21 protein-coding genes are annotated in these 25,762 nt (G+C 44.2%); 6 read left to right on the top strand and 15 right to left on the bottom strand.

Translation table 11 applies throughout. The features are described from left to right. Positions 1-18: 18 nt before the first annotated feature. The gene (gene pfkB / locus MTF70_RS16355) at positions 19-990 is read right to left on the bottom strand and encodes a 1-phosphofructokinase (RefSeq protein WP_205461047.1); all 972 of its coding nucleotides are present in this window, start codon (positions 988-990) and stop codon (positions 19-21) included. A 9-nt stretch (positions 991-999) separates the two neighbouring features. Further along, positions 1,000-2,133, bottom strand: coding sequence for a fused PTS fructose transporter subunit IIA/HPr protein (gene fruB / locus MTF70_RS16350; protein WP_005386065.1), 1,134 nt, complete (start codon positions 2,131-2,133; stop codon positions 1,000-1,002). A 373-nt stretch (positions 2,134-2,506) separates the two neighbouring features. Here fruB and cra point away from each other — a divergent pair, with 373 nt between their 5' ends. Further along, entirely contained in the window at positions 2,507-3,487 is a 981-nt protein-coding gene (cra, locus tag MTF70_RS16345) for a catabolite repressor/activator (RefSeq protein ID WP_205461046.1), read from the top strand. A gap of 17 nt (positions 3,488-3,504) precedes the next feature. Here cra and MTF70_RS16340 read toward each other — a convergent pair whose 3' ends face one another. Further along, positions 3,505-4,458, bottom strand: coding sequence for an endonuclease/exonuclease/phosphatase family protein (locus tag MTF70_RS16340; protein WP_161441378.1), 954 nt, complete (start codon positions 4,456-4,458; stop codon positions 3,505-3,507). A 226-nt stretch (positions 4,459-4,684) separates the two neighbouring features. On the opposite strand from MTF70_RS16340, the gene MTF70_RS16335 reads away from it, so the two are divergent. Continuing rightward, on the top strand, positions 4,685-5,218 hold the full coding sequence (locus tag MTF70_RS16335; RefSeq protein ID WP_005376400.1) for an RNA-binding S4 domain-containing protein: 534 nt from the start codon (positions 4,685-4,687) through the stop codon (positions 5,216-5,218). A gap of 106 nt (positions 5,219-5,324) precedes the next feature. Here the strand turns inward: MTF70_RS16335 and MTF70_RS16330 are convergent, their stop codons facing one another. The 7 genes from MTF70_RS16330 to MTF70_RS16300 form a co-directional block, all read right to left on the bottom strand. After that, positions 5,325-6,143 (bottom strand): EAL domain-containing protein, encoded by an 819-nt coding sequence (locus tag MTF70_RS16330; RefSeq protein ID WP_017820958.1) that lies wholly within the window; start codon positions 6,141-6,143, stop codon positions 5,325-5,327. A gap of 92 nt (positions 6,144-6,235) precedes the next feature. Then, positions 6,236-7,156, bottom strand: coding sequence for an amino acid ABC transporter permease (locus MTF70_RS16325; RefSeq protein WP_205461045.1), 921 nt, complete (start codon positions 7,154-7,156; stop codon positions 6,236-6,238). Between the two features lie 81 nt (positions 7,157-7,237). Further along, positions 7,238-8,056, bottom strand: a complete 819-nt coding sequence (locus MTF70_RS16320; protein ID WP_205461044.1) for a transporter substrate-binding domain-containing protein — start codon at positions 8,054-8,056, stop codon at positions 7,238-7,240. Positions 8,057-8,065: 9 nt separating this feature from the next. Next, positions 8,066-8,863, bottom strand: coding sequence for an amino acid ABC transporter permease (locus MTF70_RS16315; protein WP_054865350.1), 798 nt, complete (start codon positions 8,861-8,863; stop codon positions 8,066-8,068). Next, entirely contained in the window at positions 8,863-9,597 is a 735-nt protein-coding gene (locus tag MTF70_RS16310) for an amino acid ABC transporter ATP-binding protein (protein WP_005386072.1), read from the bottom strand. Before MTF70_RS16310 ends, MTF70_RS16315 begins: the two co-directional genes overlap by 1 nt. Before the next feature lie 162 nt (positions 9,598-9,759). Next, a complete protein-coding gene (locus MTF70_RS16305) occupies positions 9,760-10,416 on the bottom strand; it encodes a lysoplasmalogenase (protein ID WP_005376394.1) in 657 nt (218 codons plus the stop codon). A 294-nt stretch (positions 10,417-10,710) separates the two neighbouring features. Next, positions 10,711-11,859, bottom strand: coding sequence for an iron-containing alcohol dehydrogenase (locus MTF70_RS16300; protein ID WP_005386076.1), 1,149 nt, complete (start codon positions 11,857-11,859; stop codon positions 10,711-10,713). 206 nt (positions 11,860-12,065) lie between these two features. Here MTF70_RS16300 and MTF70_RS16295 point away from each other — a divergent pair, with 206 nt between their 5' ends. Together MTF70_RS16295 and MTF70_RS16290 are read left to right on the top strand one after the other, a co-directional pair. Next, complete coding sequence (locus MTF70_RS16295) at positions 12,066-12,947, top strand: AraC family transcriptional regulator (protein ID WP_042520813.1); 882 nt, start codon at positions 12,066-12,068, stop codon at positions 12,945-12,947. 277 nt (positions 12,948-13,224) lie between these two features. Next, positions 13,225-16,386, top strand: coding sequence for a glycosyl hydrolase family 18 protein (locus MTF70_RS16290; RefSeq protein ID WP_248394081.1), 3,162 nt, complete (start codon positions 13,225-13,227; stop codon positions 16,384-16,386). A 97-nt stretch (positions 16,387-16,483) separates the two neighbouring features. On the opposite strand, the gene glgC is transcribed toward MTF70_RS16290, so the two are convergent. The 4 genes from glgC to MTF70_RS16270 all read right to left on the bottom strand — a co-directional run bounded on the left by glgC (position 16,484) and on the right by MTF70_RS16270 (position 22,232). Beyond that, positions 16,484-17,701, bottom strand: a complete 1,218-nt coding sequence (gene glgC, locus MTF70_RS16285) for a glucose-1-phosphate adenylyltransferase (protein ID WP_017634185.1) — start codon at positions 17,699-17,701, stop codon at positions 16,484-16,486. A gap of 537 nt (positions 17,702-18,238) precedes the next feature. Further along, positions 18,239-19,987, bottom strand: a complete 1,749-nt coding sequence (locus MTF70_RS16280) for a formate--tetrahydrofolate ligase (RefSeq protein WP_042520819.1) — start codon at positions 19,985-19,987, stop codon at positions 18,239-18,241. A 236-nt stretch (positions 19,988-20,223) separates the two neighbouring features. After that, complete coding sequence (locus MTF70_RS16275) at positions 20,224-21,528, bottom strand: inosine/guanosine kinase (RefSeq protein ID WP_042520821.1); 1,305 nt, start codon at positions 21,526-21,528, stop codon at positions 20,224-20,226. Positions 21,529-21,761: 233 nt separating this feature from the next. Further along, complete coding sequence (locus tag MTF70_RS16270; protein ID WP_005397614.1) at positions 21,762-22,232, bottom strand: CreA family protein; 471 nt, start codon at positions 22,230-22,232, stop codon at positions 21,762-21,764. A gap of 145 nt (positions 22,233-22,377) precedes the next feature. Between MTF70_RS16270 and MTF70_RS16265 the strand changes: the two genes are divergently transcribed. Then, positions 22,378-22,887, top strand: a complete 510-nt coding sequence (locus MTF70_RS16265) for a hypothetical protein (RefSeq protein WP_005376378.1) — start codon at positions 22,378-22,380, stop codon at positions 22,885-22,887. 195 nt (positions 22,888-23,082) lie between these two features. After that, the gene (locus tag MTF70_RS16260) at positions 23,083-23,751 is read left to right on the top strand and encodes an HAD-IA family hydrolase (RefSeq protein ID WP_042520824.1); all 669 of its coding nucleotides are present in this window, start codon (positions 23,083-23,085) and stop codon (positions 23,749-23,751) included. A 430-nt stretch (positions 23,752-24,181) separates the two neighbouring features. Here MTF70_RS16260 and MTF70_RS16255 read toward each other — a convergent pair whose 3' ends face one another. After that, positions 24,182-25,612: a methyl-accepting chemotaxis protein gene (locus MTF70_RS16255; protein WP_042520826.1), complete on the bottom strand. Its 1,431-nt coding sequence runs from the start codon at positions 25,610-25,612 to the stop codon at positions 24,182-24,184. Positions 25,613-25,762 lie beyond the last annotated feature (150 nt).

Genomic DNA, 25,762 nt, shown 5'->3' with positions numbered 1-25,762 from the left:
ACGATAACCTTCTGTTCCTTAGTTTTGTTCTAAGTTTGTAATAGGGTAAAGCGCGCTAACTTCAGTTTCTCGCTTGATATTTTCCAGTTCTTCCTGACTGGTTAGCCCTACGCCAACTTGACTAACTGCCAAAGCAGAAAGTGCCGTAGCGAAGCGCAATAAATCGTTTTTAGGCATCAGTTGCATGTGGCCCCAACACAAGCCAGCGACCAGCGTATCGCCTGCGCCAACGGTGCTCACGACATGCATTCGAGGCGGTTTTGCACTAAGCCATTCGCCTTGGTTGAGCCACATAACACCGTCAGGTCCCATAGAAACCACGATGTTTTCTATGCCTTTGTCGCTCAGTGTTTGCGCTGCAGCTTGGCACTGTTCAGGTGTTGCTAGATGTTCGCCAACAAAATCACCAAGTTCTTCATCGTTAGGTTTAATTAACCATGGGTGAGCATCAATACCTGACTTCAATGCGGCTTTGCTACTGTCGAACAACACCTTTTTGCCTTGTTGATGCAGTGCTTCTATCCATGCAGCGCATTGCTCTGCAGTAACACCGCCCGGTAGGCTGCCTGCCAATACAAAGTAATCGTGTGTTTCAGCAAGGCGGAATAGGGTTTCTTCAAAGCGCGCGATTTCTTCTGCCGTAACTTGAACACCAGGGAAGTTAATGTCACTAACGTTTCCATTAGCCTCAACGAGCTTGACGTTGATACGAGTTGCACCTTGTACTTCTACAAACTCATTCTTAACGCCGATGTCATTGAAAAGCTGATGGAATAGCTCAGGGTTATCTTTACCAAGAAAGCCGGTAACCGTGACATCTGCGCCTAAATCGCTCAACACTTTTGCTACGTTGACACCTTTACCTGCAGCGTGGAGATTGCTTTGCTGTACTAAGCTCACGGAACCAACGTTTAGTTCATTTACTGAACCTGTTAAATCCAATGCCGGGTTGAGCGTAATAGTGACAACCTTATTTGTTTTGTTTGTCATATCGGATCCTTAACCTTCACCAAGGCCAGAAGCGATTGCATTTCCGATAGACTCCAAGGCTTGCGGCGCATCAGGGCCTTCTGCTGTAAATTGAAGTTGGTGACCGTGCTTAACGCCCAGCGCGATGACTTTCATTAGGCTCTTCGCGTTTACTGCTTTTCCATCTCCGTCTAGGTTGGAAACACGTATAGTGGATTCAAACTTTTTCGCTTCTGCGACTAACATTGCCCCCGGACGAGCATGTAGGCCGTGAGAGTTTTTGATTTTAAATACAGCGGTATTGCCTTCTTCTGAAGATGCAGCTGTGACTTCTTCACCTTTGAACAAAGCAAGAATCTGTTCTACTGATGCATCTAAAAGCTTGCCGTGTTCATTGTTAAACACAATATTAGAAAGCGTTTTTAGGATAGGTTGGTGAGCATTGTTACATGCCGCGAACGCGACAAGTGCACGCACTTTTTGACCTTCATATTCGCAGTCGTTTGCCGTCGAGACAAATGACACACCTGTGCGAGTGACATGTTTGTCACTGCCAATTAACCACAGGCCATTACCTAAGTGAGTTGGTTGTTTGGTAACGAGATCAGCAACGAATTCGTTATCAGCACATCCCGTATTTTTCAACAGACCACCAGCAACAGCACTCATCTGTAGCATGTCGCTCGCAGGGAACATCAGTTGAATTAAAGAAGCGTCAAAGTCTGCTTCAAGCTGAACATCACCGTGCAGTAGGGCGATGATCTCGTCTTCGTTTTTTGCATTACGCAGACGTTCTTCTACGCCATCTGCGCCTAGCACTTTGGTGAGCTGTTTAAGAATGCCAAGGTGCTCATCAGATTTAGCTGCGATACCGATAGCGACGAACACAGTATTGCCATCACCCCAGTCGACACCTTGTGGGAAGTGGTGCACAGCAACACCCGTTGTTTTCACCATTGCACGAGTGTCGGTTGTACCGTGCGGTATGGCAATACCGTTCCCCAAAAACGTAGAGTTTTGGTTTTCACGGTTTAGCATGCCTTCAACGTAACCTTGCTCAACTAGGCCTTTATCAGTCAGGCTATGAGCAATACTCTTTATTGCTTCAAACTTATCTGTCGCTGATTGCGAGAGGGTAATGTCGTTCTTATTTAGCTTAAGCATGGTGCTTCTCCAGCCTTAAGGTATCAATTTAAAAATGTATTCTGTGTGAGAAGTTGAACGCCGCTTCTTCTGAGCGCTTATCACTCCTCAAACCTTTTATCTTTCAAGCTAAATCGATTCAGCTTGTTGGTAAATTTTTTAAAAGACTCAGAAAAACTGTTTTAAAAACTGACGTTAACAAACGAGCCTTTGCCGCTGTCCTATAGCCTAGCTCACAAATTGGTTTGTTGCGTGTTCGGGTGATTTACGTCAATTTTTAAGTTTTGCTGAATCCTTTCAGCTTTTATACTGAATCGGTTCAGCTTATAATTCAACTTATCGAAAGATCGTTGATGTATTAATATGATCGCGCGCACAGAATAAGGTTTAGAATATGACACTGGATGAAATAGCCAAATTAGCGGGTGTTTCTAAGACAACTGCAAGCTATGTGATTAACGGAAAAGCGCAGAAATACCGCATCAGCGAGAAGACTCAGAAAAAGGTGATGGCCGTTGTAGATGAGTACAATTATAAGCCAGATCATGCGGCGTCTTCCTTGCGGGCAGGTAATTCACGCTCATTTGGGCTTATCATCCCAGACTTAGAGAACACCAGTTATGCGCGTCTTGCAAAGCTGATAGAGCAGAACTCTCGGAAAGCGGGGTACCAAATTTTGATTGGCTGCTCTGATGATGATCCTGATACAGAGCAAAAGGTGGCGGAAGCATTAGTCAGTCGTCGCATTGATGCGTTGTTTGTGGCAAGTGGTATGCCCACTGCAAACGAGTATTACCTTAAGTTGCAAAATTCTGGTACGCCAGTTATCGCGCTAGACCGTCCAATGGATGATGAGCACTTTTGTTGTGTCATCAGCGAAGATTTTGACGCCGCACTTGACCTCACTCAGTCAGTACTGTCAGAGGATATTAAGTCCATTGGCTTAATCGGTGCATTGCAAGATCTTCAAGTCTCAAAAGAGCGTGAGCTCGGTTTTCTATCTGCTTCTCAACAAGGTGGCAAAACGGCAACAGTGGGTTATGGACAACACTTCTCCCGGGAAGAAGGCAAGAAAGTCTTAGAGAGATGGTTAACAGAGAACGCATTGCCAGATGCCATTGTTACAACGTCATACACACTGTTAGAAGGTGTGTTGGATGTAATGCTAGAAAAACCAGAACTGATGGGAAAGGTGCGTTTAGCGACATTTGGTGATAATCGACTGCTGGACTTCTTGCCTGTGAAAATCAACTCTTTGCCTCAACAGTTTGAGTTGATCGCGGACAGCGCAATGGAGTTAGCACTCAACGCTTCCGCCAAGCGTTACAAGCCTGGCGTAGAACTTATCCCGCGTAAAATTGTGAAACGTCACTAAGTAACTAAATAGGTTGCTCAAAGCTTTACTTCAGCCGTCAGCGCCACAAATGCGTGGTCGCTGGCGTTTTTATCTCTGTCATAAATCGGGTTGATCAGATGTTGGTTAGACACCTGATAGTCAACAACCTCGGCAACCGATATATCTGATAAGGTATCAAACTCTTGTGAGAGCAAGATATAGTCGAGTACATTCCCAGTGGAAAAATGATAGTGCGTGGCTGGGCGTTCATCCTTCAGGGGGGCACTTTGCAATAACCAACCATCTTTGAGTTGTAATTCAGTGACGCTGTCACCAGTATTGGATACCAATGCGCTGTTAACGCTGATAGGAGTGATAGGTTGATTCATATCGCCCATTAACACTGTCGGCATTGGTTCTTTTCGATACCTCTTTTGCATCGCGTCTCTTAACATCGCTGCTTCCCAGCCTCTTTGCTGGGTGGATAACCAGCGCCCAATAATCGTGCTAGACGTTTCTGGTTGTTCTGAGTCGGCCGGGCGTTGAGATTTCAGGTGCGTTACGTAAACGGCGATATGACCAAGTACAGGATGTATTACTTGGGCATAGATAGGTTTGCGACTGAACTCTGGAACAACACTTACTCCAAAAGGCTCAAGCGTTGCTAAGTCAAACTCTACCGCTTGTACTTTTTCTATTGGAAACCGAGATGCTATTGCCACAACAGGGCTTGAGTAAATGTACTCATCCTCAACATGTGGAGTGTCAACGGTCGCAAAGTAGGGGTAGCCGATGGTTGAAAAGAATGCCTGGGTCTTCTCGATACTGAATACTTCTTGTAAGCCAATCACGTCGCCTTCCAGTTTTTCAACTTGACGTTGCGTCCACGAAAGTTTGTCTCGCCATTGCTCTAACGAGTATATGTTCTCGAAATCATAGTAGGCGTTAGGCGGTGCGACAAAATTAAACAAGTTCGCAGTGACAAAGGTAATTCTACTTGGTTGAGACAAAGTATTCGCTCTTTTCAACAATAACTTAGAGAGTATATACCTTCAGGTTGCGTAATTGCATCTTCGTTTGAGCTACGCATCGGTATACAAGCTAACAAGCGACAAGTTAAATGGGTTAAGAGGTGCTCAAACGCCAAGGCGAATCGGTGATTGAACATCGGCAGAGGTTTCTATTTTTAAGCATTGCGTTTAAACTTCAGGGCATCAAATAGTAAGAGTAAGTAACATGACCCAAGATTACGACCACGAAGAGTATTTAGAAGGCGAAGAGATTGAGATCGAAGCGATTGGCATCGATGTTGATGCGCATCCAATCGAACTGTACAAGCTTTTTAAAATCGCAAACTTGGTCAGCGGTGGCGGCGAAGCAAAACATATCATCGAGGAAGGCTACGTTGCGGTGAATGGTGAACTAGAAACACGTAAGCGCCGCAAGATGTATGATGGTGACTTTTTTGAGTTTAACCAGGAATATTATGTTGTGGTTTGCGATGCGCCAGTAACCGAACCTGAAACGGCAGAGCAAAAAGCAGAAAAGAAAGCGAAAAAAGAAGCACAGTCTTCTCGTAAAGATAAGTCTCGTCAAAGTAAGTCACCTAAAGCCTCTGGGCCTAAATCAACAGGCCGTAAAGCGGCACATAAAGAGCGTAAAGCGCAGAAAGAAGCGTTGTCTCAGTCTGCTAAGAAAGGCAAAAAAGAAGACAAACCGCAAGCCACTCGTGATCCGAAGAGCGGACGTAATTCTATTGATTTTTTCTAGGGAAATGAACGCTTAACTAAATAAGTGACATCTGAGTAAAACTAAAAAGCGCCGAGCATATTATATCGGCGCTTTTTTGGTTTCACTGTGCTGTAAGTGGGCAGTGTTAATGCACTGTCGTCTCGATGTTTAGGCTATCTGTCCAGTGATGAATGGCGCAAGGCTTTCCTAAGTAAAAGCCTTGGTAATAATCCAAATTAAGTTGATACATAGCTTGTAGCTGCACGTCTTCTTCAACCCCTTCTATAATGACTTTTGCTCCCATATGATCCGCTAGATCAACGGCGCTATGTATGGAAAAGGTTTCTCCGGCGCAGTAGTCTAGCAAATAGGAACGATCGATTTTGATGATGTCAGGGCAGAGCTGCTGAACACGTGCGATATCAGAATGTTGGGCGCCAAAATCATCGATAGCAAAGATAAAACCATTTGCTTTCATTAACTGTACGGCTTTGATTAATAAATCCGTATCTCCGCATGACTCTTCGACTACTTCAAAAACTACGTCTGATGGGCTCATACCAAGTTCGGAAAGGCGTTTGTAAAGCAGGCCGTTATCTTTAAAGCCCATGTCTTTGGTTAGTGTGAGTAGCGTTTGAGGCATGACGTTAAGAAACAGTTTGATCGGCGTCCCTGCGAAATAGCGTGCAAAATTTCGAATGTGCATTGCTCTAGATAAAAACTCTACACATAAGCGAAAGTAGGGATCAAGACCATTATTGGCCAGAAACACGTCAGGACGAATTAGGGAACCATCAATGCCACGAATACGCAGTAAGGCTTCCATACCAATAATACGTTGACGTCTATCAAAAATTGGCTGATAAACACTGTGAAAAGTGAATTGATTGAGAACTACGTAATATTCACCAAGATTATCTTGTTTTATGTATCGCTCGTAGTCGGATTGATTCTTTAACTCCATGAAAAACGCCGAAAATTTAGCATCTTGTCAATGTAACAGGGTGCAATTCTGATTTGAAGAATCAAATGTGCCTAATTACATATGCGGTTGAGTTAATTTGAAATGGCTTCCGATTTTGCTTCAATATGGCGAAAAATAAGTGACAGACCAAAACAAATTAAGAAGTAAGCAAGGCCGACAATCAACCAAATTTCAAATATATACCCTGATGAATTTGCCATCTCTGTCCCAACAAACGTCATTTCTTGTATCGAAATCAGTGAAACAATAGAGGTGTCTTTCACCAAAGAGATGGTTTGACCGGCAAGTGCAGGTGTGATTGATTTAAGCACCAGTGGCGCGATAACAAATCGGTATTTCACCCATCGAGACAAGCCCAATGAGTCAGCCGCTTCCCACTGACCTTGGTCGATACTTTGTAAACCACCGCGCACAACTTCTGCAATGTAGGCAGAAGAGAGTAAGCCGACACATAACACGCCAGAGGCAAGGTTTTCCCAAAGGTTCGAAGGCCCAAACAGAAAGTGCTGTAGCGCATTTGGTTCGCCGTTGTAGTTTCGTAGAAGATCTTCCAAACCAAGTAACGGGATCAATTGGTTAGAAATGAAAAAGTAGAAAATAAAAACAAATACCAACGGAGGGATGTTTCTCACTAACTGGATAAACGCATTGGCAGGTGTGCGCAACCAAACGGAACGAGAGAAGCGTCCTAAGCCTAACAAAGTGCCAAACACTAATGCGAAGCTTATGCCCCAAACACTGAGCCTTAACGTCGAAATCAAACCTTGGAAGAAGTAGGGCAAACTACCATCTGCTCTAGGCGTGAAAAGTAATTCAAGCGCCTCTTTCCACTGCCACAAATAATGCACACCAACAGCGGACCGATGGTACAGCCAAACACCACCGATACCGCACATAACAAGTAGTACCCAGTCTAGTGTGTTTAATTGCGGTAAAAGGTAGCCTGTGCTGGATTTCGCGGGTGCTGTGCGAGTGGTAGTGTGTTCGCCCAAAAATTTGACTCCGATAAGTTATGGAAAAGTAAAATGAATGATTGGAGAGTATAGGCTCGCGGCGTCCACGAGCCATTAAGATTACTGGCCTTGCGCGACTTGATCTTGCCAATCTAATGTCGAGAACCAGTATTCATAACGTTGTTTTAACCATCCATCTTGGGTTCTTGCTTCAATCCATTTATTGAAAAAGGCCTTTTTATCTTCTTCCCCCAAACGAACTGCAAAGGCTTCGTTACCTTGTGATAGTCGCTCAGAGAATGGAAGGAATAGTTTGTCGCTGTGTTTCACTGTCTCATGTTCTGGTTTTGGGCTAGAAGCAATGACCGCGTGGGCGTTACCATTCAGCACCTCTTGGAACGCTTGTGCGTCGTCATCGAATTGCAGGATCTTCGCTTTCGGGAAGGTTTCTCTGGCTACTTGAACGGTGAATGCGCCGCGACGAGCCGCAATTTTTACGCGTCGTGAATCAAAATCCGAAAATTCGCTAAAACCAGAGGCGAGTTTTTTGTTTGCTGCTACTTGAACGCCTGAGTGCGAGTAGGGCTCAGTAAACAAGACGCTTTTGGAGCGTTCAGGCGTAACAGACATGCCACTAATGATCACGTCGAACTTTTTCGCCAGTAATGCGGGAATAATGCCATCCCATGCAGTCGGTACGAATTCCACTTTCAAACCTGAATCTTGTGCTAAGCGTTTGGCAACATCGATTTCAAAACCGATTAACTCACCTTGCTTGTTACGCATTGCCCAAGGTACAAATGTTGACATACCAACGCGCAAAGTGCCTCGTTCTTTGATTTGATCTACATTGGGTGTGGCAACACCTTCTTTCGCGAGAGTAGGCATAGCGATGGCTAGCCCTAATAATGCAGTAATGGTCGCTTTGAATAACTTCATGTTATCTCCTTATAATTTGCGCCAACTGGCTCCGAGTTTGTGTTCTAGCCATGCAGACAAGCCAGAAAGTGACAGAGTGAGAGCAAGATAAATTGCTGCCACGGTAAACCAAATTTCAAACGGCATCGCCGTCTCTGAGACGATGTTGCGTGCCTGTGTTGTTAGATCAAAAATCGCCATCACGCTTACAATGGAAGAGTTTTTGATCAAAGAAACCACTTCATTGGTTAATGGCGTTAATGTGCGCTGTAAAACCTGAGGAAAAATTACGTCTTTGTAGGTGTAAAACGGTGATAGTCCGAGAGTTTGTGCTGCTTCGAATTGCCCTTTAGGAATACTGTTTAAACCTGCACGGAATATTTCCGCGGTGTAGGCACCTTGGAAAAGGGATAATGCCAAAACGGCGGTACTGAATCGGTCTAAACCAATCACGGGGCCAAACACGAAGTAGAGTAAATAGATTTGCACCAACAACGGCGTGTTACGTATTACTTCGACATAAGTGGTACCAATAACATTGCCGACTTTCGAATCGCTAAGCCTTAGTAACGCGGTAACCAACCCTAATACTAAGGTAAAAAATAGACTAATAGCCGAGATGTTAAGCGTGACCAATAGCCCATCAATAAGTTCTGCCGGCCACCATTCGCCATCTTCATAAAAAGCGATGTAATCAGGTACGCGCTCCCATTGCCATTGATAGCCCATAGCGTCGGCACCAGAGTCCAACACCCACACAATCGCGATGAAGAGGAGCGTCATTTGCAGTAAAGCTTGAAGGACTGGTTTGATTACGCGAACTATCATCAGTAACTTAAAATTTGGTTCAAAAATGCTTGGGTTCGTGGATGCTGTGGTGTCTCAAATAAGGCGACTGGAGAGTTCATTTCCACGATTTGGCCTTCATCCATAAATACCACGCGGTTCGCTACTTTTTTGGCAAATCCCATTTCATGCGTGACGCAAATCATCGTCATTCCGCTTTGAGCCAGCTCAACCATGACATCCAACACTTCGTTGATCATTTCCGGATCAAGCGCCGAAGTTGGCTCGTCAAACAGGAGTAAATCCGGTTCCATACACAAGGAGCGGGCAATCGCGACGCGTTGCTGCTGACCGCCAGAAAGCTGGATAGGATACTTACTCGCTTGCTCTTCAATATTGACTCGCTTTAGGTAATGTTTTGCGCGTTTTTCAGCTTCTTGTTTTGACAATTTTTGTGTGCGAATCGGCGCTAAGGTGAGGTTTTCCAGTACAGTCAAGTGAGGAAAAAGGTGAAAGTGTTGGAACACCATGCCGATTTTACCGGGCTTGAGAGATTTTGCGTGAGAAGGCTGGTCGAACACATGAAGCTGGCCTCCTTGAATCGATTCAAGATGGTTGATGCAACGAATGAGCGTTGATTTTCCGGAACCTGAAGGGCCACACACCACGACGATCTCGCCAGAATGCACGGAGAAGTTGATGTCTTTTAGAGCGTGGTAATCGCCATACCACTTATTTACGTCGCTAAACTCAACGACGGGAGTATTCTCTTTCAAAGGGGCACGCTATAACGGAAAAATATCCTTTTACAATAGCAAGTTGTGCGCGTAATTTCATTAAGAATAAGCTAATGTTTAGGCGATGATTTTAAGACTCTATTCAGATCGCTTACAAGATACATCCATGTTTCTTTAATGTTGGTGCAGTCTAGAGTATGACTAACTCAGTTCAACGAGATACGGATAACGAACAACAATCGCAACAACAGACATAACCATTAATGTCTGTGCAGAATAGTAGGTCACCATGACAACTTGTCGTGAAAATATTGACCGTCCTCCAAAGCGTTCGAAAGCCAATACGATGCCAGAGATAATAAAGATAAAGCTTCCGAGCACTGCAAAAGAGGAGGATTGTGTTTTCCCACTCAAATAATACTCGATCGAAGCCCAGCACATAGTCATCAGTACCAATATATAACTGGCAACTGGCCGTTTCTCTTTACCGAGATCCGGTCGGAACAACCAGTAGACGCATATACCGAGTCCGAACAAGGCAATTGGTAGCCAAGGTGTAAAATGCCACGCTGACATGATGGCAAAGCCATAACTATAGGAGAGATGGGCAGAGCAAAAGAGCACTAATCCTGTAATGAACTTGTCTCTAGGGAGCATTAATAACACGTCACCAAGCAACGAGAGCGATAAGCCAATCAAAATCCAATGCGCATATGGCATTGGGTAAGCCGGGGACTGAATTAAAATACCAAGCATACAGAGCACTGGTAATGGTTTAGAAACGTAAAAGAGCCATTTAGAGCCTTTACGGATACTGATGATATGTATGAATGCTAATACGACAACAACTAGCCACATAAAGTGTTTTCTCGAACAGACAAAATTATGTAGTACATCACTACAACAAATCAAAACTTAATTAACGAGTTAACTCGTTTTTTGATCTCAATTATTTTTATTTGTGTAAAGCTGGACAGTTGTCTCTTTACTAACCAACACGGCCGATTTTTTGTCTGGAGGGAATCGTTGTTTTTAGAAGCCTCCTCGTTTTGAACGTGATGTGGCTTACAAAATAGCATAAAAAAACGGTATTGTGACTGTTAAGTCACAATACCGTTAAACCCTAGGAAGGGCAGTGAAGAATTGTTGCAGTTATGAGACAGCTAACTCTAAGATTTCTCGGCTACGTTCAAGTGTGATCGCCTGGTTTTCACCTAAAACAGTCATGCCGTGTTTGTTTAGTTGATCAATGATGGCATCGATAGCTTGTTCACGGCTCTCACCATAGTTTTCGAGCTTAGTTGCGACATCAAGTTGATGATAAAACGCTTCGATAGATTCTATTGTGCGCTCTGCTAAATCCTCACCTGCTTCAAGACCAAATACGTTGCGACCCATTTGTTCTAACTTAGGGCGCTTAAACTGCATTTGGTTACGAAGTAACGACGGTTGGACAATTGCAAGAGAACGCGCATGATCAACGCCCCATAGAGCCGTTAATTCATGGCCGATCATATGTGTCGCCCAGTCTTGTGGAACGCCACTACCAATTAACCCATTCAATGCTTGGTTAGCAGACCACATTAAGTTTGCGCGCCACATATCGTCGTCTCGTTCCGCAAACTGTTCTCCGAGTGTTTTTAAAGTTTTCAGCAGTGTTTCTGCGTAACCATCTTGAACCATTGCACCGGTAGGAAGCGTCAAGTATTGCTCACATACGTGCACCCATGCGTCAACAATGCCGTTGATAAGCTGGCGTTCTGGCAGTGTTTTCATTACATCTGGGTCTAACACGGCAAATTTTGGCTGCACTGCTGGAGACATGAACGGAAGTTTGTCTTGAGTTTCTTTTTTAGTGATAACTGCGCCCATGTTTGACTCTGAGCCTGTTGCTGGCAATGTCAAAATTGCAGCTAGAGGCGTCGCTTCAGTGACTTGGTGCTTACCAATCATGATATCCCAACCATCACCATCGTACTTTGATGCCGCTGCTACGTATTTGGAACCATCGATGACTGAACCACCACCTACCGCTAAAATAAAGTCAACGCCATGCTCTTTTACCATTGCGACTGCTTTATCGAGTGTTTCTTTGGTTGGGTTTGGTTCAACACCTGAAAACTCTAGCCATTCATGTCCCTCAAGAGCTTCTGCTACTTGGTCGTACACGCCATTTTTTTTGATGGAGCCACCACCGTATACCACTAAAACTTTTTGGTCGGATGGGATAGCTTCTTTGATTGCAGCGATTTGTTTTTGACCAAAGAAAATCTTGGTTGGGTTTACATAAGAAAAGTTCATTATTAGCCCTCTTGCTTCCAGTGAAGGAGATTGAATACATGCATATTAGTCCTGATTAACGATCGTTAACAGGTCGATTTCTGCAAATAACTTGCCTATTTCTACAAAATTAATGCTCTTGAGCTAGAAAGTTAAAGTCGAGAGGAAGTATAGTGCTCGAAACGATAATAGAGACCAAACTCGTTGGTCATTGATGGAGCGCTCTAATGCACACTCTCGCAAATATCATGCAGCAATATGTTGAAAAGCAGGGGCTGCATGACCTAGAAGGTATGAAGAAAACAGCGATAGATGGCGTATGGTTTTATCGCAGTAGCAAAGGGAATCATCGCCAGCCGTTTGTCTATCAGTCCGGCATCATCGTATTGGGTCAAGGGCATAAGAACATTCATATTGGTGATACACCAGTGCAATATGGGCCCGATGATTACCTTGTTGTCGGGGTTCCCATGCCACTAGAGTGCGAAGCGTTTGCGACAAACAATGAGCCTTTACTTGGCATTTCGATAGATATTTCGCCAACGCTTCTTCATAAACTCGTTAAAAAATTAGAGGGTGAGAAATTCAGTAATAAGTGTCTGGATGCTACCCGTTGCGGCCTTAAGTCGGTACGTATGAATGAAGGTATGTTGGATGCGTGCAAACGGTTAATGAAAGCAATGTGTAACGAGCTTGATGTCATCATGCTTGGCGAGTTGCTTCTTGAGGAAATTGTGTATCGTACTTTGGTGAGCAAAGAGGGGTATGTTTTATTTGACCTAGCACATCAAGAAGGTTCTTACGCGAGGGTAGCTAAAGCACTAAATCGTGTACATCAAGCGTATCATGAACAGTTGAACGTACAAGCATTGGCTGAAGAAGCCAACATGAGTGTGTCTGCTTTCCATCAAGCATTTCGCAATGTCACGCTTGAATCTCCGTTGCAATATATTAAGAAAGTTCGACTTAACAAAGCGCGCGAATTGATCCAGTTAGAGGGGCGACGTGTTAATGATGCAGCGAGAATGGTTGGGTACACGAGCCCATCACAGTTTAGTCGCGAGTACAAGCGGCATTTTAATGAAACGCCAAGGTCAACAAAGGCTTAGTGATCTTTATTTCAAAATGGCGACTTTTTTTACCTTTTTTATTAATTTGCGAGTGACATATTTATTTGAGTTATAAAATTAGTTACTGGTGCCAAATAATAGGTACGTTGTTGCAATCATTTAGTGGATTGTTGCGAGGCGGTGTGGAAAACTCGTAAATAGATAGTGTGAAATCACCAACTTGTACTTAAGTTATTTTACGTCGAAATAAAAGTATAGATGCGCTTCGTTTAGCGCATTTAGTATTGTTTTAACAATAACTTAAGGAAGAGCGATTATGCACCTTAAAAACGGCAACGCAGTGAAAAACGTGTTCACACTAAGCACACTCACCGCTTCTTGTCTTATGGCCTTCAATAGCTACGCAGCAGTTGACTGTGCCCCTCTAGAAACTTGGCAATCATCAAAAGTTTACAACGGTGGCGACCAAGTTCAGCATGAAGGTAATGCTTATAAAGCGCGTTACTGGACGCAAAACAACAATCCAGCGCAATCTGGTGAGTGGGGCGAGTGGGAAACACTTGGCGCTTGTGATGGCACTGGACCGGTTGATCCACCTCAGAATGAAGTCCCGACGGTTACTCTGACATCGCCTTCTGCGTCGGCTTCTGTGACTGCGGGTGATGTTGTTAGCCTAGCTGCAGATGCGGCAGATACTGATGGGACTGTTAGCAAAGTAGAGTTCTTTGTTGATGGTGTATTAGTTGGTCAGGCAACGTCTGCGCCGTATGCTGCATCGTGGACAGCAACTGAAGGACAGCACGAGTTCTCTACCAAGGCCTATGACGATGCAGGTGCCGTTAGTACGGCAAGTGTTGTGACGTTAACTGTGGCATCAGCGCAACCTGGTAATGAAGCGCCGACAGTGGATGTCGTGCTTTCTGCGACCTCTATTGACCTGGGTGGTTCCGTAACACTGACTGCAAATGCTACGGATGCGGATGGTACCGTTGCTAAAGTTGATTTTTATGTTGCAGGTGTACTTGCTGGCACTGCTACAGCAGCGCCATACACGCTGGATGTAACCCCTTCACAAGCTGGCTCATTAAGTGTATATGCGAGAGCTACCGATGATGCTGGAGCAAGAGCAGATTCTGCACTTGCGACGTTAACGGTAAACGGCGGCGCAGTGACATCTAATTGTCGTCCTGATGGTCTTTATCAAACAACGGGTGTAGATGTTCCTTACTGTTCTATTTATGACGAAGAGGGCCGTGAGAAAATGGGGGCTGATCACCCACGTCGTGTAATCGGCTACTTCACCAGTTGGCGATCAGGTGACGACCCACAATCGACTTACCTTGTTAAAGACATTCCTTGGGAACAACTTACTCACATTAACTACGCTTTTGTGAGCATTGGTTCTGACGGCAAAGTAAACGTTGGCGACGTAAATGATCCTAACAACCCTGCTACAGGTAAAACTTGGCCAGGCGTTGAGGTAGATCCTGCTCTTGGTTTTAAAGGTCATTTTGGTGCACTAGCAACTTACAAGCAAAAACATGATGTTAAAACGCTAATCTCGATTGGTGGTTGGGCTGAAACGGGCGGTCACTTCGATACGAACGGCGATCGTGTAGCTGATGGTGGCTTCTACACCATGACGACGAATGCGGACGGTTCTATTAATCATGCTGGTATTGAGAAGTTCGCAACTTCAGCCGTTGAAATGATGCGTCAGTACAAGTTCGATGGCCTGGATATTGACTATGAATACCCGACGTCAATGGCTGGTGCTGGTAACCCTTACGACAAAGACTTCATGGAACCACGTCGTCAGTATTTATGGGCGTCTTACCAAGAGCTGATGAAAGTATTGCGTGAGAAACTTGATGCGGCATCCGCGCAAGATGGTATTCATTATATGCTGACTATCGCAGCACCATCTTCAGGTTACTTGCTACGTGGGATGGAAACCTTCGATGTAACTAAGTACCTAGACTACGTAAACATCATGTCTTACGACTTGCATGGGGCTTGGAATGATCACGTTGGTCACAACGCGGCTTTATTCGATACAGGTAAAGACTCGGAGCTAGCGCAGTGGAACGTATACGGCACTGCTGCATACGGTGGTATCGGTTACTTGAACACAGACTGGGCTTACCATTACTTCCGTGGTTCTATGCCAGCAGGTCGTATTAACATTGGTGTTCCTTACTACACCCGTGGTTGGCAAGGTGTTACTGGTGGTGAAAATGGCCTTTGGGGCCGAGCGGCACTACCAAACCAAGCAGAGTGCCAACCGGGCACAGGTGAAGGTGAGAAGAACAACTGTGGTCACGGCGCTATTGGTATCGACAACATGTGGCATGATACCGACCCTAAAGGAAACGAAATGAGCGCTGGTTCTAACCCAATGTGGCATGCTAAGAACCTAGAAAACGGTATATGGGGCTCTTACGCAGCTGCTTACGGTCTTGACCCAGTTAATGATCCTTCAGATAAGTTTGTTGGTACTTATACTCGTCATTACGATAGCGTTGCTGTAGCACCTTGGTTGTGGAACGCGGAGAAGAGCGTATTCCTATCTACGGAAGATAAAGCTTCTATCGAGGTGAAAGCCGATTACGTTATCGATAAAGAGATCGGCGGTATCATGTTCTGGGAACTAGCCGGTGACTACAACTGTTACGTACTGGATGCAAATGGTAATCGTACGGCAGTAGATGCAACTGAACAAGCTTGTGCGGCGGGTAATGGTGAATACCACATGGGTAACACTATGACCAAAGCTATCTACGACAAGTTTAAGTCTGCGACGCCTTACGGTAATAAAGTAGCGACTGGTCCAACACCAACTGAAGCAGTAGACATTACTGTTAGTGTTGGCGGCTTCAAAGTTGGCGATCAAAACTACCCAATTAACCCGAAAATCACGTTTACGAACAACACTGGTCAAGCGATCCCTGGCGGTACTGAATTCCAATTCGATATCCCAGTATCTGCGCCGGACAACGCGAAAGACCAATCAGGTGGTGGTTTGAAAGTAATTGCTTCTGGACATACTCGAGCAAACAACATTGGTGGCTTAGATGGCGTAATGCACCGTGTGTCGTTCTCTCTACCAGCATGGAAAGACTTGCCGGCGGGCGGCACTTACGAGCTTGATATGGTTTACTACCTACCAATCTCTGGTCCGGCTAACTACTCAGTGATTTCTGGTGGTAAAGAGTTTGCGTTTAAGTTTGAACAGCCAGCTCTACCAATTGGTGATCTCAATGCGGGCACGGGTGGTGGTACCACTGAACCAGGTACGTGTGATACGACAGGTTTAGTGACATACCCAGCTCTGCCACAAACGGATTGGGCAGGTAATCCAAGCCACGCTAACCAAGGTGATAAGATCATCCACAACGGTGTGGTTTACCAAGCGAACTGGTGGACAGCGGCTGAACCGGGTACAGATGGTAGCTGGTCAACGGTATGTAACATCTAATTATTATGGATTATTTGTTATAGCCTAATGTTTACAGGCACTTAAACAAAAGCGCACGATGATTATCGTGCGCTTTTTTGTTGTGATAGTTTGTCGTTTAATCGAATTGGTAACTTTCGGGTATGACGACAATACCTTTGTCTGAGATTTTAAATCGCTTCTCATCTTCAAGTTTGTTCATGCCAATTTGAGTATGTGGCGGAATACGAACATGTTTATCAACTATGCAGTTGACCAACTGACTTCCTTCACCGACTTCTACGTCATCAAAAATGATGGAATCGACTACCGTTGCACTATCTTGAATGCGTACATTAGAGGAAATAATGGAGTGCTGTACCGAGCCTCCGGAATTGATGACACCGGTAGCAATGATGGAGTTAATAAAAATGCCTTCATTACCCGTGGCCGACGATACAGTACGAGCTGGTGGAAACTGCGGCTCGTAAGTACGAATCGCCCAATTAGACTGATAAAGGTTCATTGGCGGCACAGGTTCTAGTAGATCCATATTCGCTTCATAGAAGGAATCAATGGTACCCACGTCGCGCCAATAGCAATCTTTATCGACGCGCCCTTTACTGCCACAGAATTGATAAGCGTAAACGGATTCGGTATCAATTAGCTTAGGTATGATGTCTTTTCCGAAGTCATGGCTTGATGAATCGAGTTTTGAGTCTTCTTCAAGCGCTTCTTTCAAAACATCCATATCAAAGATATATATTCCCATAGAAACAAGGCTTCTGGTCGCGCTTCCAGGAAGAGTAGGTGGGGTTTCAGGTTTCTCTATAAACGAAGTAACGAGCCCGTTTTCTGTGGTGCCCATTACACCGAATGCTGAAGCATCCTCTACGGGAACATCCATACAGGCAACGGTGAGCTTAGCACCTTTCTCTTTATGCTCTTCAAGCATTGCGGCGTAGTCCATTCGATAGATATGATCGCCGGATAACACAACCACATACTTTGCATCATTTCGCGATAGCAACCACATGTTGTGATAAATCGCATCGGCGGTTCCTTCATACCATGCACCACCTTTGCGCATTTGTGGTGGAACAGCAGTAATGTACTCGCCTAGCTCTGGATTGAATATCGACCAGCCGTCTCGTAAGTGTTTTTGAAGTGAATGAGATTTATATTGGGTTAAAACAAGGATCTTGCGTAAACCCGAATGTAAACAATTGGTTAGTGTGAAATCTATAATTCTATATTTTCCGCCAAAAGGTACGGCTGGCTTGGTTCTGTCATCGGTGAGTGGGCTGAGTCTAGACCCCATCCCTCCTGCTAAAATTACGGCGAGTGCGTCTTCCATAGTATTCCCTTTCCCTTTTCTGACATGCATCAAAACGGTGCTAACCTGAAGGAGGTGGTATGCAACGCAGAGGTTTTGAAAAGCATGTGCTAATGTGCTTATTAGTGAAAAGTCTACTACAAGAATCGAGCCATAGAATATCTCCTTAAAAATCAAGGAGGTTAAAATTTCACTGTAAGACAACTGCACCATATTAGTGAAGCGCTAAATAGCCCGTGCATCAAATTGGCGCAAAATTGTAGAAAGGAGAAGTCAACAAGTATGGATTTACAATGTAAAGTGGCGACAAAACAAGAAGATAAATAGGGTTTTCTAGCTTAATAACTATGGCCAAACAAGGCTTAGGGTTAGCGTCTTAACTCTAAAGGTCTAAAACAGGCGTGTTGATGTAAGGCAGGAGAGCTTTGTATCAACGATTCAAGAGTAGAAGGCCTGAGACAACTCTTTTCACAGTTGTTGAGAGTGAGTGGATAGGTAAGTAGACCACTCACTCAATGAATATGCTCACTTCACTGATAGCGATACGTTATCACTGCACTAAGAGAGACCGACGATATTTCCTCCATCATCAAGATCTAAGTTCATAAATGCGGGTTTATCAGGTAAGCCTGGCATCGTCATCACGGTACCAGATAATGCATAAACGAATCCTGCGCCCGCACACAAGCGCAGCTCGCGGATTGGGACGGTAAAACCAGTTGGTGCGCCTTTGACTGCGGAGTCTGTGGTTATCGATAATGGTGTCTTCGCGATGCAAACCGCTAAGTTGTTAAAACCTAGATTTTCAAAATGGTTGAGCTGTTCAGTCGCGATAGGAGTCATTTCTATATTGGTTGCGCCATAGCCCCCTTCACATACTGCCATGAGCTTTTCGAGTAATGATTGCTCTTTGTTGTATAACGGACAAAACTCTACAGGCGTGGTACACGCATCAATAACATGTTGAGCTAGTTCCGTTGCGCCTTGTCCGCCTTGCGAAAAAGCGGTGCTGATGGCTACTTTAACTTCGGGATTAAATTGGTGAATCAGATCTTCAAGAGCTTTAAGCTCTTTCACACAATCTTGTGGAAACTGATTAATGGCAACGACAGCAGGTAAACCGTATTTATGAACGTTATTTATGTGCCATTTTAAATTTTCAAACCCAGCCTCCAATGCTGCTTGGTCCGGATTAAAAATGGAATCTGGAATAGCCATACCTGGTCGTAAATCGTAGTGTCCAGAATTCGCTTTGAGGCCGCGTAATGTTGCTACGATCACTACACAGTCCGGGGCTTTGTTGGCGGCAGCAGCTTTAATGTTACACGCTTTCTCGAATCCCATATCCGAACCAAAACCGGCTTCAGTTACCGTGTAACCTGATAGTTTTAGCGCAATATCGTCCGCGATAATGGATGAATTTCCATGGGCGATGTTTGCAAATGGACCTGCATGGATCAACGTAGGAACACCTTCTAGAGTTTGCATCAGTGTTGGTGCAATCGCCTCTTTTAGTGTTACTGCCATTGCTCCTGCAACTTGTAGATCTTCCGTAGTGACGGGGTTTCCGTTCAAATCGTACGCTACGACAATTTTCCCGATACGTTGACGTAAATCTTTTAAATCTTTGGCTAGTGCAATGATAGCCATTAACTCGGAAGCGGCTGAAATATCGAACCCTTCGTCACGCTCGAAACCATTGATGGTTTTTCCTGCATCATTGAGGCCAATTTTGACTTTACGTAGTGCACGATCATTATGGTCCATCACTCGTTTCCAAGTAATACTGGCCGTGTCGATTTTAAGTGCTCTTAACCCGGTACGTGCTTCAAAGGCATCATAACCTTCGCGTTGCTCATGGAACAAGCGAGCGTCAAGAGCGGCTGAAGCAAGGTTGTGCGCCGCTGTCACTGCGTGAATGTCACCAGTAAGGTGTAAGTTTAACTCTTCCATTGGAGCTACTTGAGAATAACCACCGCCCGCTGCGCCACCTTTAATACCGAAGACGGGTCCCATCGAAGGTTGCCTTATACATGCAATAACAGATTGATTAAGCTTTGCTAAACCTTGCGCCAATCCTATCGTCGTAACGGTTTTTCCTTCGCCAAGAGGAGTCGGCGTGATCGCAGTGACGAGTACAAGTTTACCGTCATCATTTGCTTTGAGTCGTTCCAAACATTTTGGGTGGACTTTGGCTTTGTGCTTCCCGTGAGTGTCATACTCTTCGGGCAATAGTCCTACTTTTTCCGCGATAACATCAATAGAAGAAAGTGGTGTGTTTCGGCAAATTTCGATATCTGACTGCATGGAGAATCCCCAAAGTGGCACACAGGTAGCGTTGAAAAACTACCTGAGTTATAACGAGTATTATTGTGAGGCAAAGGTCTGCTTGGTGATGGTACTGTTTCGGTTAGGCTTGTAAAGAGTTTACTGCTTCGTATTGTGCGACATACTAACAAAATCTACTCGTTACAGTGCTAGATAAAAACAAAAAGGCCACCAAATGGTGGCCTTGATATATTTTCAGCTTTAAAGCTGTCGTTTTAACGATCCCAATAAGTCTCTTCTAAGCTATCTTCTCGTTCAGGAAGCGCTCGCGATAGGCGAGGAGAGTGCTGCGTCAACACTTCATAGCTTACTCGGTTTGCGTATTTACAGATCTGAGAAAGCGAGGAGTAGGTTAAGCATCGTACTTCGTGCTTTTCTGAGTTAGGCACTTCTTTTTGGTGGAAAGAGTTTGCTGCCATGTCATGCAGTAAGGCTGAAAGGGCTGCATCACCTGCACCATTAGTGTTCTTAATCTCTAATGGTCCACCAAGGTAAGGGCCGATGTGAGAGTAGACCTTCATTGGGTTTTGACAGTCTTCTTTACGCATCGCACGACTAAACTCGTACTGGTTAAAGGCTTCGAGGGAGCTTTCAAGGATGTCGTGTGTGGTTTCTCGTTTTACTTTCTCGTCGGTGTAACCAGCCATGTACAGACCATTTGGTCCTGCTGTACAAAGTACGAGATCAACCCACTCAAGTGCTTTATCAGCAGCTGCTAGCGGCTCTGTTTCACCTGTTAGCGCCGCACCTTCTTCTTCATTCATAGCGACAACAGAAATGTTTTCGCGAATGTATTCTTGCCACCACTGTGCGTTGCCTTCGATAACGTACTTCGTCCCTAACGTAAGTACAACAGGGACATCGCGCTTCTTAGCAAAGTCGATTGCTCTTTGTACCGCTTTAGGCATTGGATCTTCTTCTTTACCACGCATTAGGTAAGAAGAAACAACCAGGGCTGATGCTTTCTCAAAGATCTCTTCAGGAATGCTTTCCGGAAGTAGTTGATTCATATGACCTTCGTTGATAGCAAATGTACGCTCACCGTCTTGAGAAATTAGGGTGTAGCAGCGACCAATAGGGCCATCTACCGTTTGTAAATGGTTAAGGTTCATGCGTGAAGACGTACGGCAAAGGTAGCGGTAAGCAAAAGAACCGACTTGAATGTTCTTAGACATCACACCGAGCAAAACGGATTTGCTATCGGCTAAAACTGAGTAGTTGTGAAGAGTATTGCCAATCGTGTCACCTGGGTATTGGTGTGTGATCAGGCCTTGCTCAACCAGTTCTTCGTAAAGAGCATCTGCTTTGCTTTCTTCAAGAACGAGCGAATGTCCTTTACTCAGGTTGTATTTCTCTAAAAACGCGTCATCTACACGTGCTTCGATATCTACAATGGTTTGACCGACACCAACAATAGTTGGGCGATATAGCTTAGGTGCCTGTCGGATTTGGTTTACTAATGGATCTCGAGCGTGAGTTGGGAAGTAGTGTTTAGATTTACGCTGACCAGGAAACTTCATGCTTGTTCTTGAGTGAGAAAAAAAAGAGGCGGGATTGTATCACAAAAAAATGAAAATCGTGGCGATTTATTACAAAGAAGTCTGCTCGCTGAAAAAATCAGCGAGCTGAGTAAATAGCAACCAAAGCAGCTGCAATTTATGACGCTTGTCGTATTGCAATGGGTTGTTTTTTAAACTTGTTGCTCAGCAGCGCCCGGAAAGAGCCTGCTCCGCGCTAACTAAATTTACCCGCGTTACTTTTTCACTTCAGTTGGCTCAACGTAAGCCTTGGTACCCCAAAGTGGGACTGTCGAAAGGCTATGTTTAAAACTACCATCGGTCTCTTTTGTTGTATAAGACAAGTAGAGTAAGGTTTGGTTATCGGCATCATAAATACGGCGAACCTTCATTGTTTTGAAGAAAATGCTTTTTGACTTCTTAAATACAATTTCACCGGACTTACTCTTATCTATTTTTGCAATCATTTCCGGTGTGATTTCGCCAGTCTGACGACATGATATTGAGCTATCACTTGGATCTGCTAAGCTGAAATCCGCTTCGATAGAGGCGATGTGACATGTGACACCTGTTACCACCTCGTCTTTCAACTCACCGACTTTGATGTCTTTCAAAGTAAACCAACCGAGCCCCACGTCAGCAACATCGTTATCTGAACAACCAACTAGAGTAGTAGCAAGCAATGCACTTAACAGCATCTTTTTCATTATTTTTGTCCTTAACTAGGAAAGATATTGATGAAATCTATCAGAGGTTTGCACCTAAAACAAAATTTAGCCACGGAAAGGTCTATGTGCGCTAGGTTTGTTGCGGGCTTCATGCTAATGTACTGCTCTAAACGAAGGTATCAAGATGAATGAACAACAGTTAGCCAGTATCGAGCGTAAAAATACATGGCTGTATGATCTGGTCGAAGTTGAATTTCCGACACCAGAGAGTTTGAAAGGGCGCGATGTCTATTTCAAAACGCTAGAAAAAGCAACGTATCAAGTAGTCGACAAAGACACACTACTGGAAAGTGACTCTGAATTTAACCCCGACGACATTTTTCTGGTCGATTTTCATCGACTGACCATTATGTTCTCTATCTTGCAATCTCAGCGCTGGGAACAGCAGTATGATAAAGATATGATCATTGAATATCTGACACAGATTATCCTCACGCCAGATTTTGAATTATATGTTGGTTTTAAATCTGGAGTCCCAATTGGTGCTGCTATTGTTAGCCATCTCGAAGGAAATACACTCATCTCTGATGTTGCTGTTTCTGAATCAAAATACAAAAGCTCGTTTGTGGCTGATCTGGCTAAAAGACTAAGCACCGAGCAAAAACTGTTAGACTCAGTGGTTATCGAAAACTAACTTACACGTCAATGTGCATAAAAAGTAAAGCAAGATGACGTTGGGTGATCTTGCTTAGAAAAACTGTAATTGCTACCTTCTATTTCCATGAAATGCCAAGCTCGTCGTTTCAACAATCCCAAACTCAAATAATATTAATCCAAACATTCTTAAAATCAGCTTGGGCTTGAGCCTTTAAGACGTCTGGAGATGGCTATGGCAATTACCAATATTAAGTGCGTGATATTTGACTGTGATGGTACGTTGGTCGACAGCGAAAGACTGTGTTGCCAAGCGCTCGTCAATGTCTTTAACCAGCATGGGGCTGAGTTAACGATGGAAGAGTGCGTTTCTCACTTTAAAGGAGGAAAGCTCGCTGACATCCTTTTAGATACTAAAGAATTGAAAGATATCAAAGTTCCAATTGATGTTTTAGAGCCGCAATACCGAGAAGAAGTCAAGTCTCTTTTTGTGCGTCACTTACAGCCGATGGATGGCGCAAAACGATTAATTCAGTTTTTGGATTCGCATAATATCGAATATTGTGTGGCGTCTAATGGACCTAAAGATAAAATTGAATACGCTTTGGAGTTAACCGGTTTACTCGATGCTTTCCGAGGCAAAGTGTTCTCGGCATTCGATGCGAATAGTTGGAAGCCTGAGCCCGATTTAATCATGTACAGTGCTATGAGCATGGGCTTTTTACCAAGTGACTGTCTTTATATTGATGACACGCCTAAAGGAGTTGAGGCGGGACTAAACGCCGGTATCAAAACGATACAGTTATTTAATGGTGAAGCTATCAATCTTGTTGATGACGAGCGTGTAATTCGCATCCATCATTTAGATGAATTAAAAGAGCAGCTGTGTGGCTGCTCTGTTTGACCTATTAATGGCAAACCGGACTTAAGCTGTGGATGTGCTTAAGTTTAGACTGTAGGTAAGGCGTTTGATGTAGACATTGGATAGATGAGAAGTTTTTTGTATGAAATCCGCAAGCAGCGCATGTGAATTTCTCGCCATCCGATGAAATGAGATATTCATCTCCTTGGCAGAGTGGGCAATTCAGGTTCTCTATGTCTTTTGTGTCTTTGTAATTATTCATATTGTTTTCCAGCAGCAAATTGGAATTGGCAAGATCAAGCATAGCGGAACGCTTTGTTTAAGAACATTATTTCATCGGGTACAGCGAGAACTTGAGATTCACTTCAAATATCCACTTGGATGTCGTAGAAAATATCGAAGGTAATAGTTGAACACGGTTTAAAGAAAAGGGCTCCTTAAGGAGCCCTTGTTGATCATAAGCCTCACAACGTTATGCGGTGCGGTAGCGTTGTAATATCTCACCAAGAGAAACGGAGGCTTGCGTGAGATTAGCGACGCCAGCGGTAGATTGCTCCGCCACTTCTCTGATTGTGCTTGATTGACTACGAATTTCTGAAAGTTCCGATGCAATATCGTTAGCCACTGCGCTTTGTTCTTCAGCAGATGTGGAAATCTGAATGCTCATGTCCATTAATGAGCGTGCTGACTCGGCAATAGAGGTAACATCATGGCCGATTTCATCAATAAGCTGGCTGCTGGTTTGAGCTTGCTGAACGGTTCGGTTGGTGATTGAAGCAATGTTCTGACTCTCTATTTGAAGCTTCTCAATCATGGCTTGAATCTCTACTGTTGCCTGTTGAGTTCTGCTTGCTAATGTACGTACTTCATCGGCAACCACTGCAAATCCACGACCTTGTTCACCAGCACGGGCTGCTTCGATTGCTGCGTTTAGTGCCAACAGATTAGTTTGTTCTGAAATGGCGTTAATCGTTGTGATCACGTCATTAATCTGCGTCGTATTCTCGTTTAAATTGGTTACTGACGTAGAGGCTTGTTCAATATAGCTAGATAACGTCTCTATCTCGCCAATCACGTTTTGTACACGGCTTCTGCTTAGTTCGATCTTCTGGGCATCTTGGTCTGACTGCGTCGTTGCTTGTTGAGAAATACTTGATACCTCCTTTGCAGAGGCTGTCATTTCTTCCATTGCCGTCGCGACTGAATCAAGCGTTTGATATTGATGAGATATCTGGGTTTCACTCAACTGCATATCTTTTTCGAATGCAGAAGATGTCTCGCTCAACATCGTTGCATTATTTTTAACACTATTAACCAGTTCACTTAAGGTATCCATAGACTTGTCTAGCGCACAGCCGATGGTACCGAATTCATCTCGACCAGGGTGAAAACCAAGACGAGAGGTTAAGTCACCGTCACCAATTTTTTCGGTTGTTGTATATAAAACCCACAGAGCTCCTCCGATAAACGTTGCCACCCAGTAAGAGAATAGGGCAAAAGGAATAACCCATAAGAAGCTGAGTAATAGTGACGATAGAGCTGATGATTTTACCGATTCGTATTGTGTGGACACATTTTGAGTCAGCTTAATCACTTCTCCAGAATGCAACTTGGCATAAGCGGTGACAGACCCATCGACAAAAGAACTCTCGCTTACGCGGTTCGATTTCGATACGCCGTCAATTTCTGTAGCGCGGTTTGATTGAGCATCAACGATACCAGAAAGCTTCGCTTCGCTCGCCGAGATGGCTTGCTGCTTAAATTGTTGTATTTCATTGAAGTAGCGGCTTCCAGCCACTGAAGTGAGGGCTACTAAAAACAGTAGGAATATAACCCACATTTTGTCGTTGATAGACATCTTGATAAACAGCCTGTCTATCGTTCTAAACTCAACTTCTCTCATTTAAAGCTCCATTAGAGATAAAAGATATTGACCAAATCTATTGCTATATCGAAACAAAATATGCGAAGTTAATCAGCAAAATATGTAACGAATACTAAATTTAGTTTAAGAAATGAGATCTAAGGACGCCTATAACAGTATGTTATATCT

This window comes from Vibrio sp. 2CM40D (genome assembly GCF_023161825.1).
In the GTDB taxonomy this organism is placed as follows: domain Bacteria; phylum Pseudomonadota; class Gammaproteobacteria; order Enterobacterales; family Vibrionaceae; genus Vibrio; species Vibrio alginolyticus.
Note: the sequence above shows the minus strand (reverse complement) of the source record. Positions and strands in the feature narration are given on the sequence as shown.

Excerpts from the sequence above, each read along its gene's own strand:
- fruB (WP_005386065.1), bottom strand. The coding sequence starts at position 2,133 with ATGCTTAAGCTAAATAAGAACGACATTACCCTCTCGCAATCAGCGACA.
- pfkB (WP_205461047.1), bottom strand. The coding sequence starts at position 990 with ATGACAAACAAAACAAATAAGGTTGTCACTATTACGCTCAACCCGGCA.
- MTF70_RS16315 (WP_054865350.1), bottom strand. The coding sequence starts at position 8,863 with ATGATAGTTCGCGTAATCAAACCAGTCCTTCAAGCTTTACTGCAAATG.
- MTF70_RS16335 (WP_005376400.1), top strand. The coding sequence starts at position 4,685 with ATGACCCAAGATTACGACCACGAAGAGTATTTAGAAGGCGAAGAGATT.
- MTF70_RS16295 (WP_042520813.1), top strand. The coding sequence starts at position 12,066 with ATGCACACTCTCGCAAATATCATGCAGCAATATGTTGAAAAGCAGGGG.
- MTF70_RS16260 (WP_042520824.1), top strand. The coding sequence starts at position 23,083 with ATGGCAATTACCAATATTAAGTGCGTGATATTTGACTGTGATGGTACG.
- MTF70_RS16275 (WP_042520821.1), bottom strand. The coding sequence starts at position 21,528 with ATGAAGTTTCCTGGTCAGCGTAAATCTAAACACTACTTCCCAACTCAC.
- MTF70_RS16305 (WP_005376394.1), bottom strand. The coding sequence starts at position 10,416 with ATGTGGCTAGTTGTTGTCGTATTAGCATTCATACATATCATCAGTATC.
- MTF70_RS16265 (WP_005376378.1), top strand. The coding sequence starts at position 22,378 with ATGAATGAACAACAGTTAGCCAGTATCGAGCGTAAAAATACATGGCTG.
- MTF70_RS16280 (WP_042520819.1), bottom strand. The coding sequence starts at position 19,987 with ATGCAGTCAGATATCGAAATTTGCCGAAACACACCACTTTCTTCTATT.
- MTF70_RS16320 (WP_205461044.1), bottom strand. The coding sequence starts at position 8,056 with ATGAAGTTATTCAAAGCGACCATTACTGCATTATTAGGGCTAGCCATC.
- cra (WP_205461046.1), top strand. The coding sequence starts at position 2,507 with ATGACACTGGATGAAATAGCCAAATTAGCGGGTGTTTCTAAGACAACT.
- MTF70_RS16290 (WP_248394081.1), top strand. The coding sequence starts at position 13,225 with ATGCACCTTAAAAACGGCAACGCAGTGAAAAACGTGTTCACACTAAGC.
- MTF70_RS16255 (WP_042520826.1), bottom strand. The coding sequence starts at position 25,612 with ATGAGAGAAGTTGAGTTTAGAACGATAGACAGGCTGTTTATCAAGATG.
- MTF70_RS16300 (WP_005386076.1), bottom strand. The coding sequence starts at position 11,859 with ATGAACTTTTCTTATGTAAACCCAACCAAGATTTTCTTTGGTCAAAAA.
- MTF70_RS16330 (WP_017820958.1), bottom strand. The coding sequence starts at position 6,143 with ATGGAGTTAAAGAATCAATCCGACTACGAGCGATACATAAAACAAGAT.
- glgC (WP_017634185.1), bottom strand. The coding sequence starts at position 17,701 with ATGGAAGACGCACTCGCCGTAATTTTAGCAGGAGGGATGGGGTCTAGA.
- MTF70_RS16270 (WP_005397614.1), bottom strand. The coding sequence starts at position 22,232 with ATGAAAAAGATGCTGTTAAGTGCATTGCTTGCTACTACTCTAGTTGGT.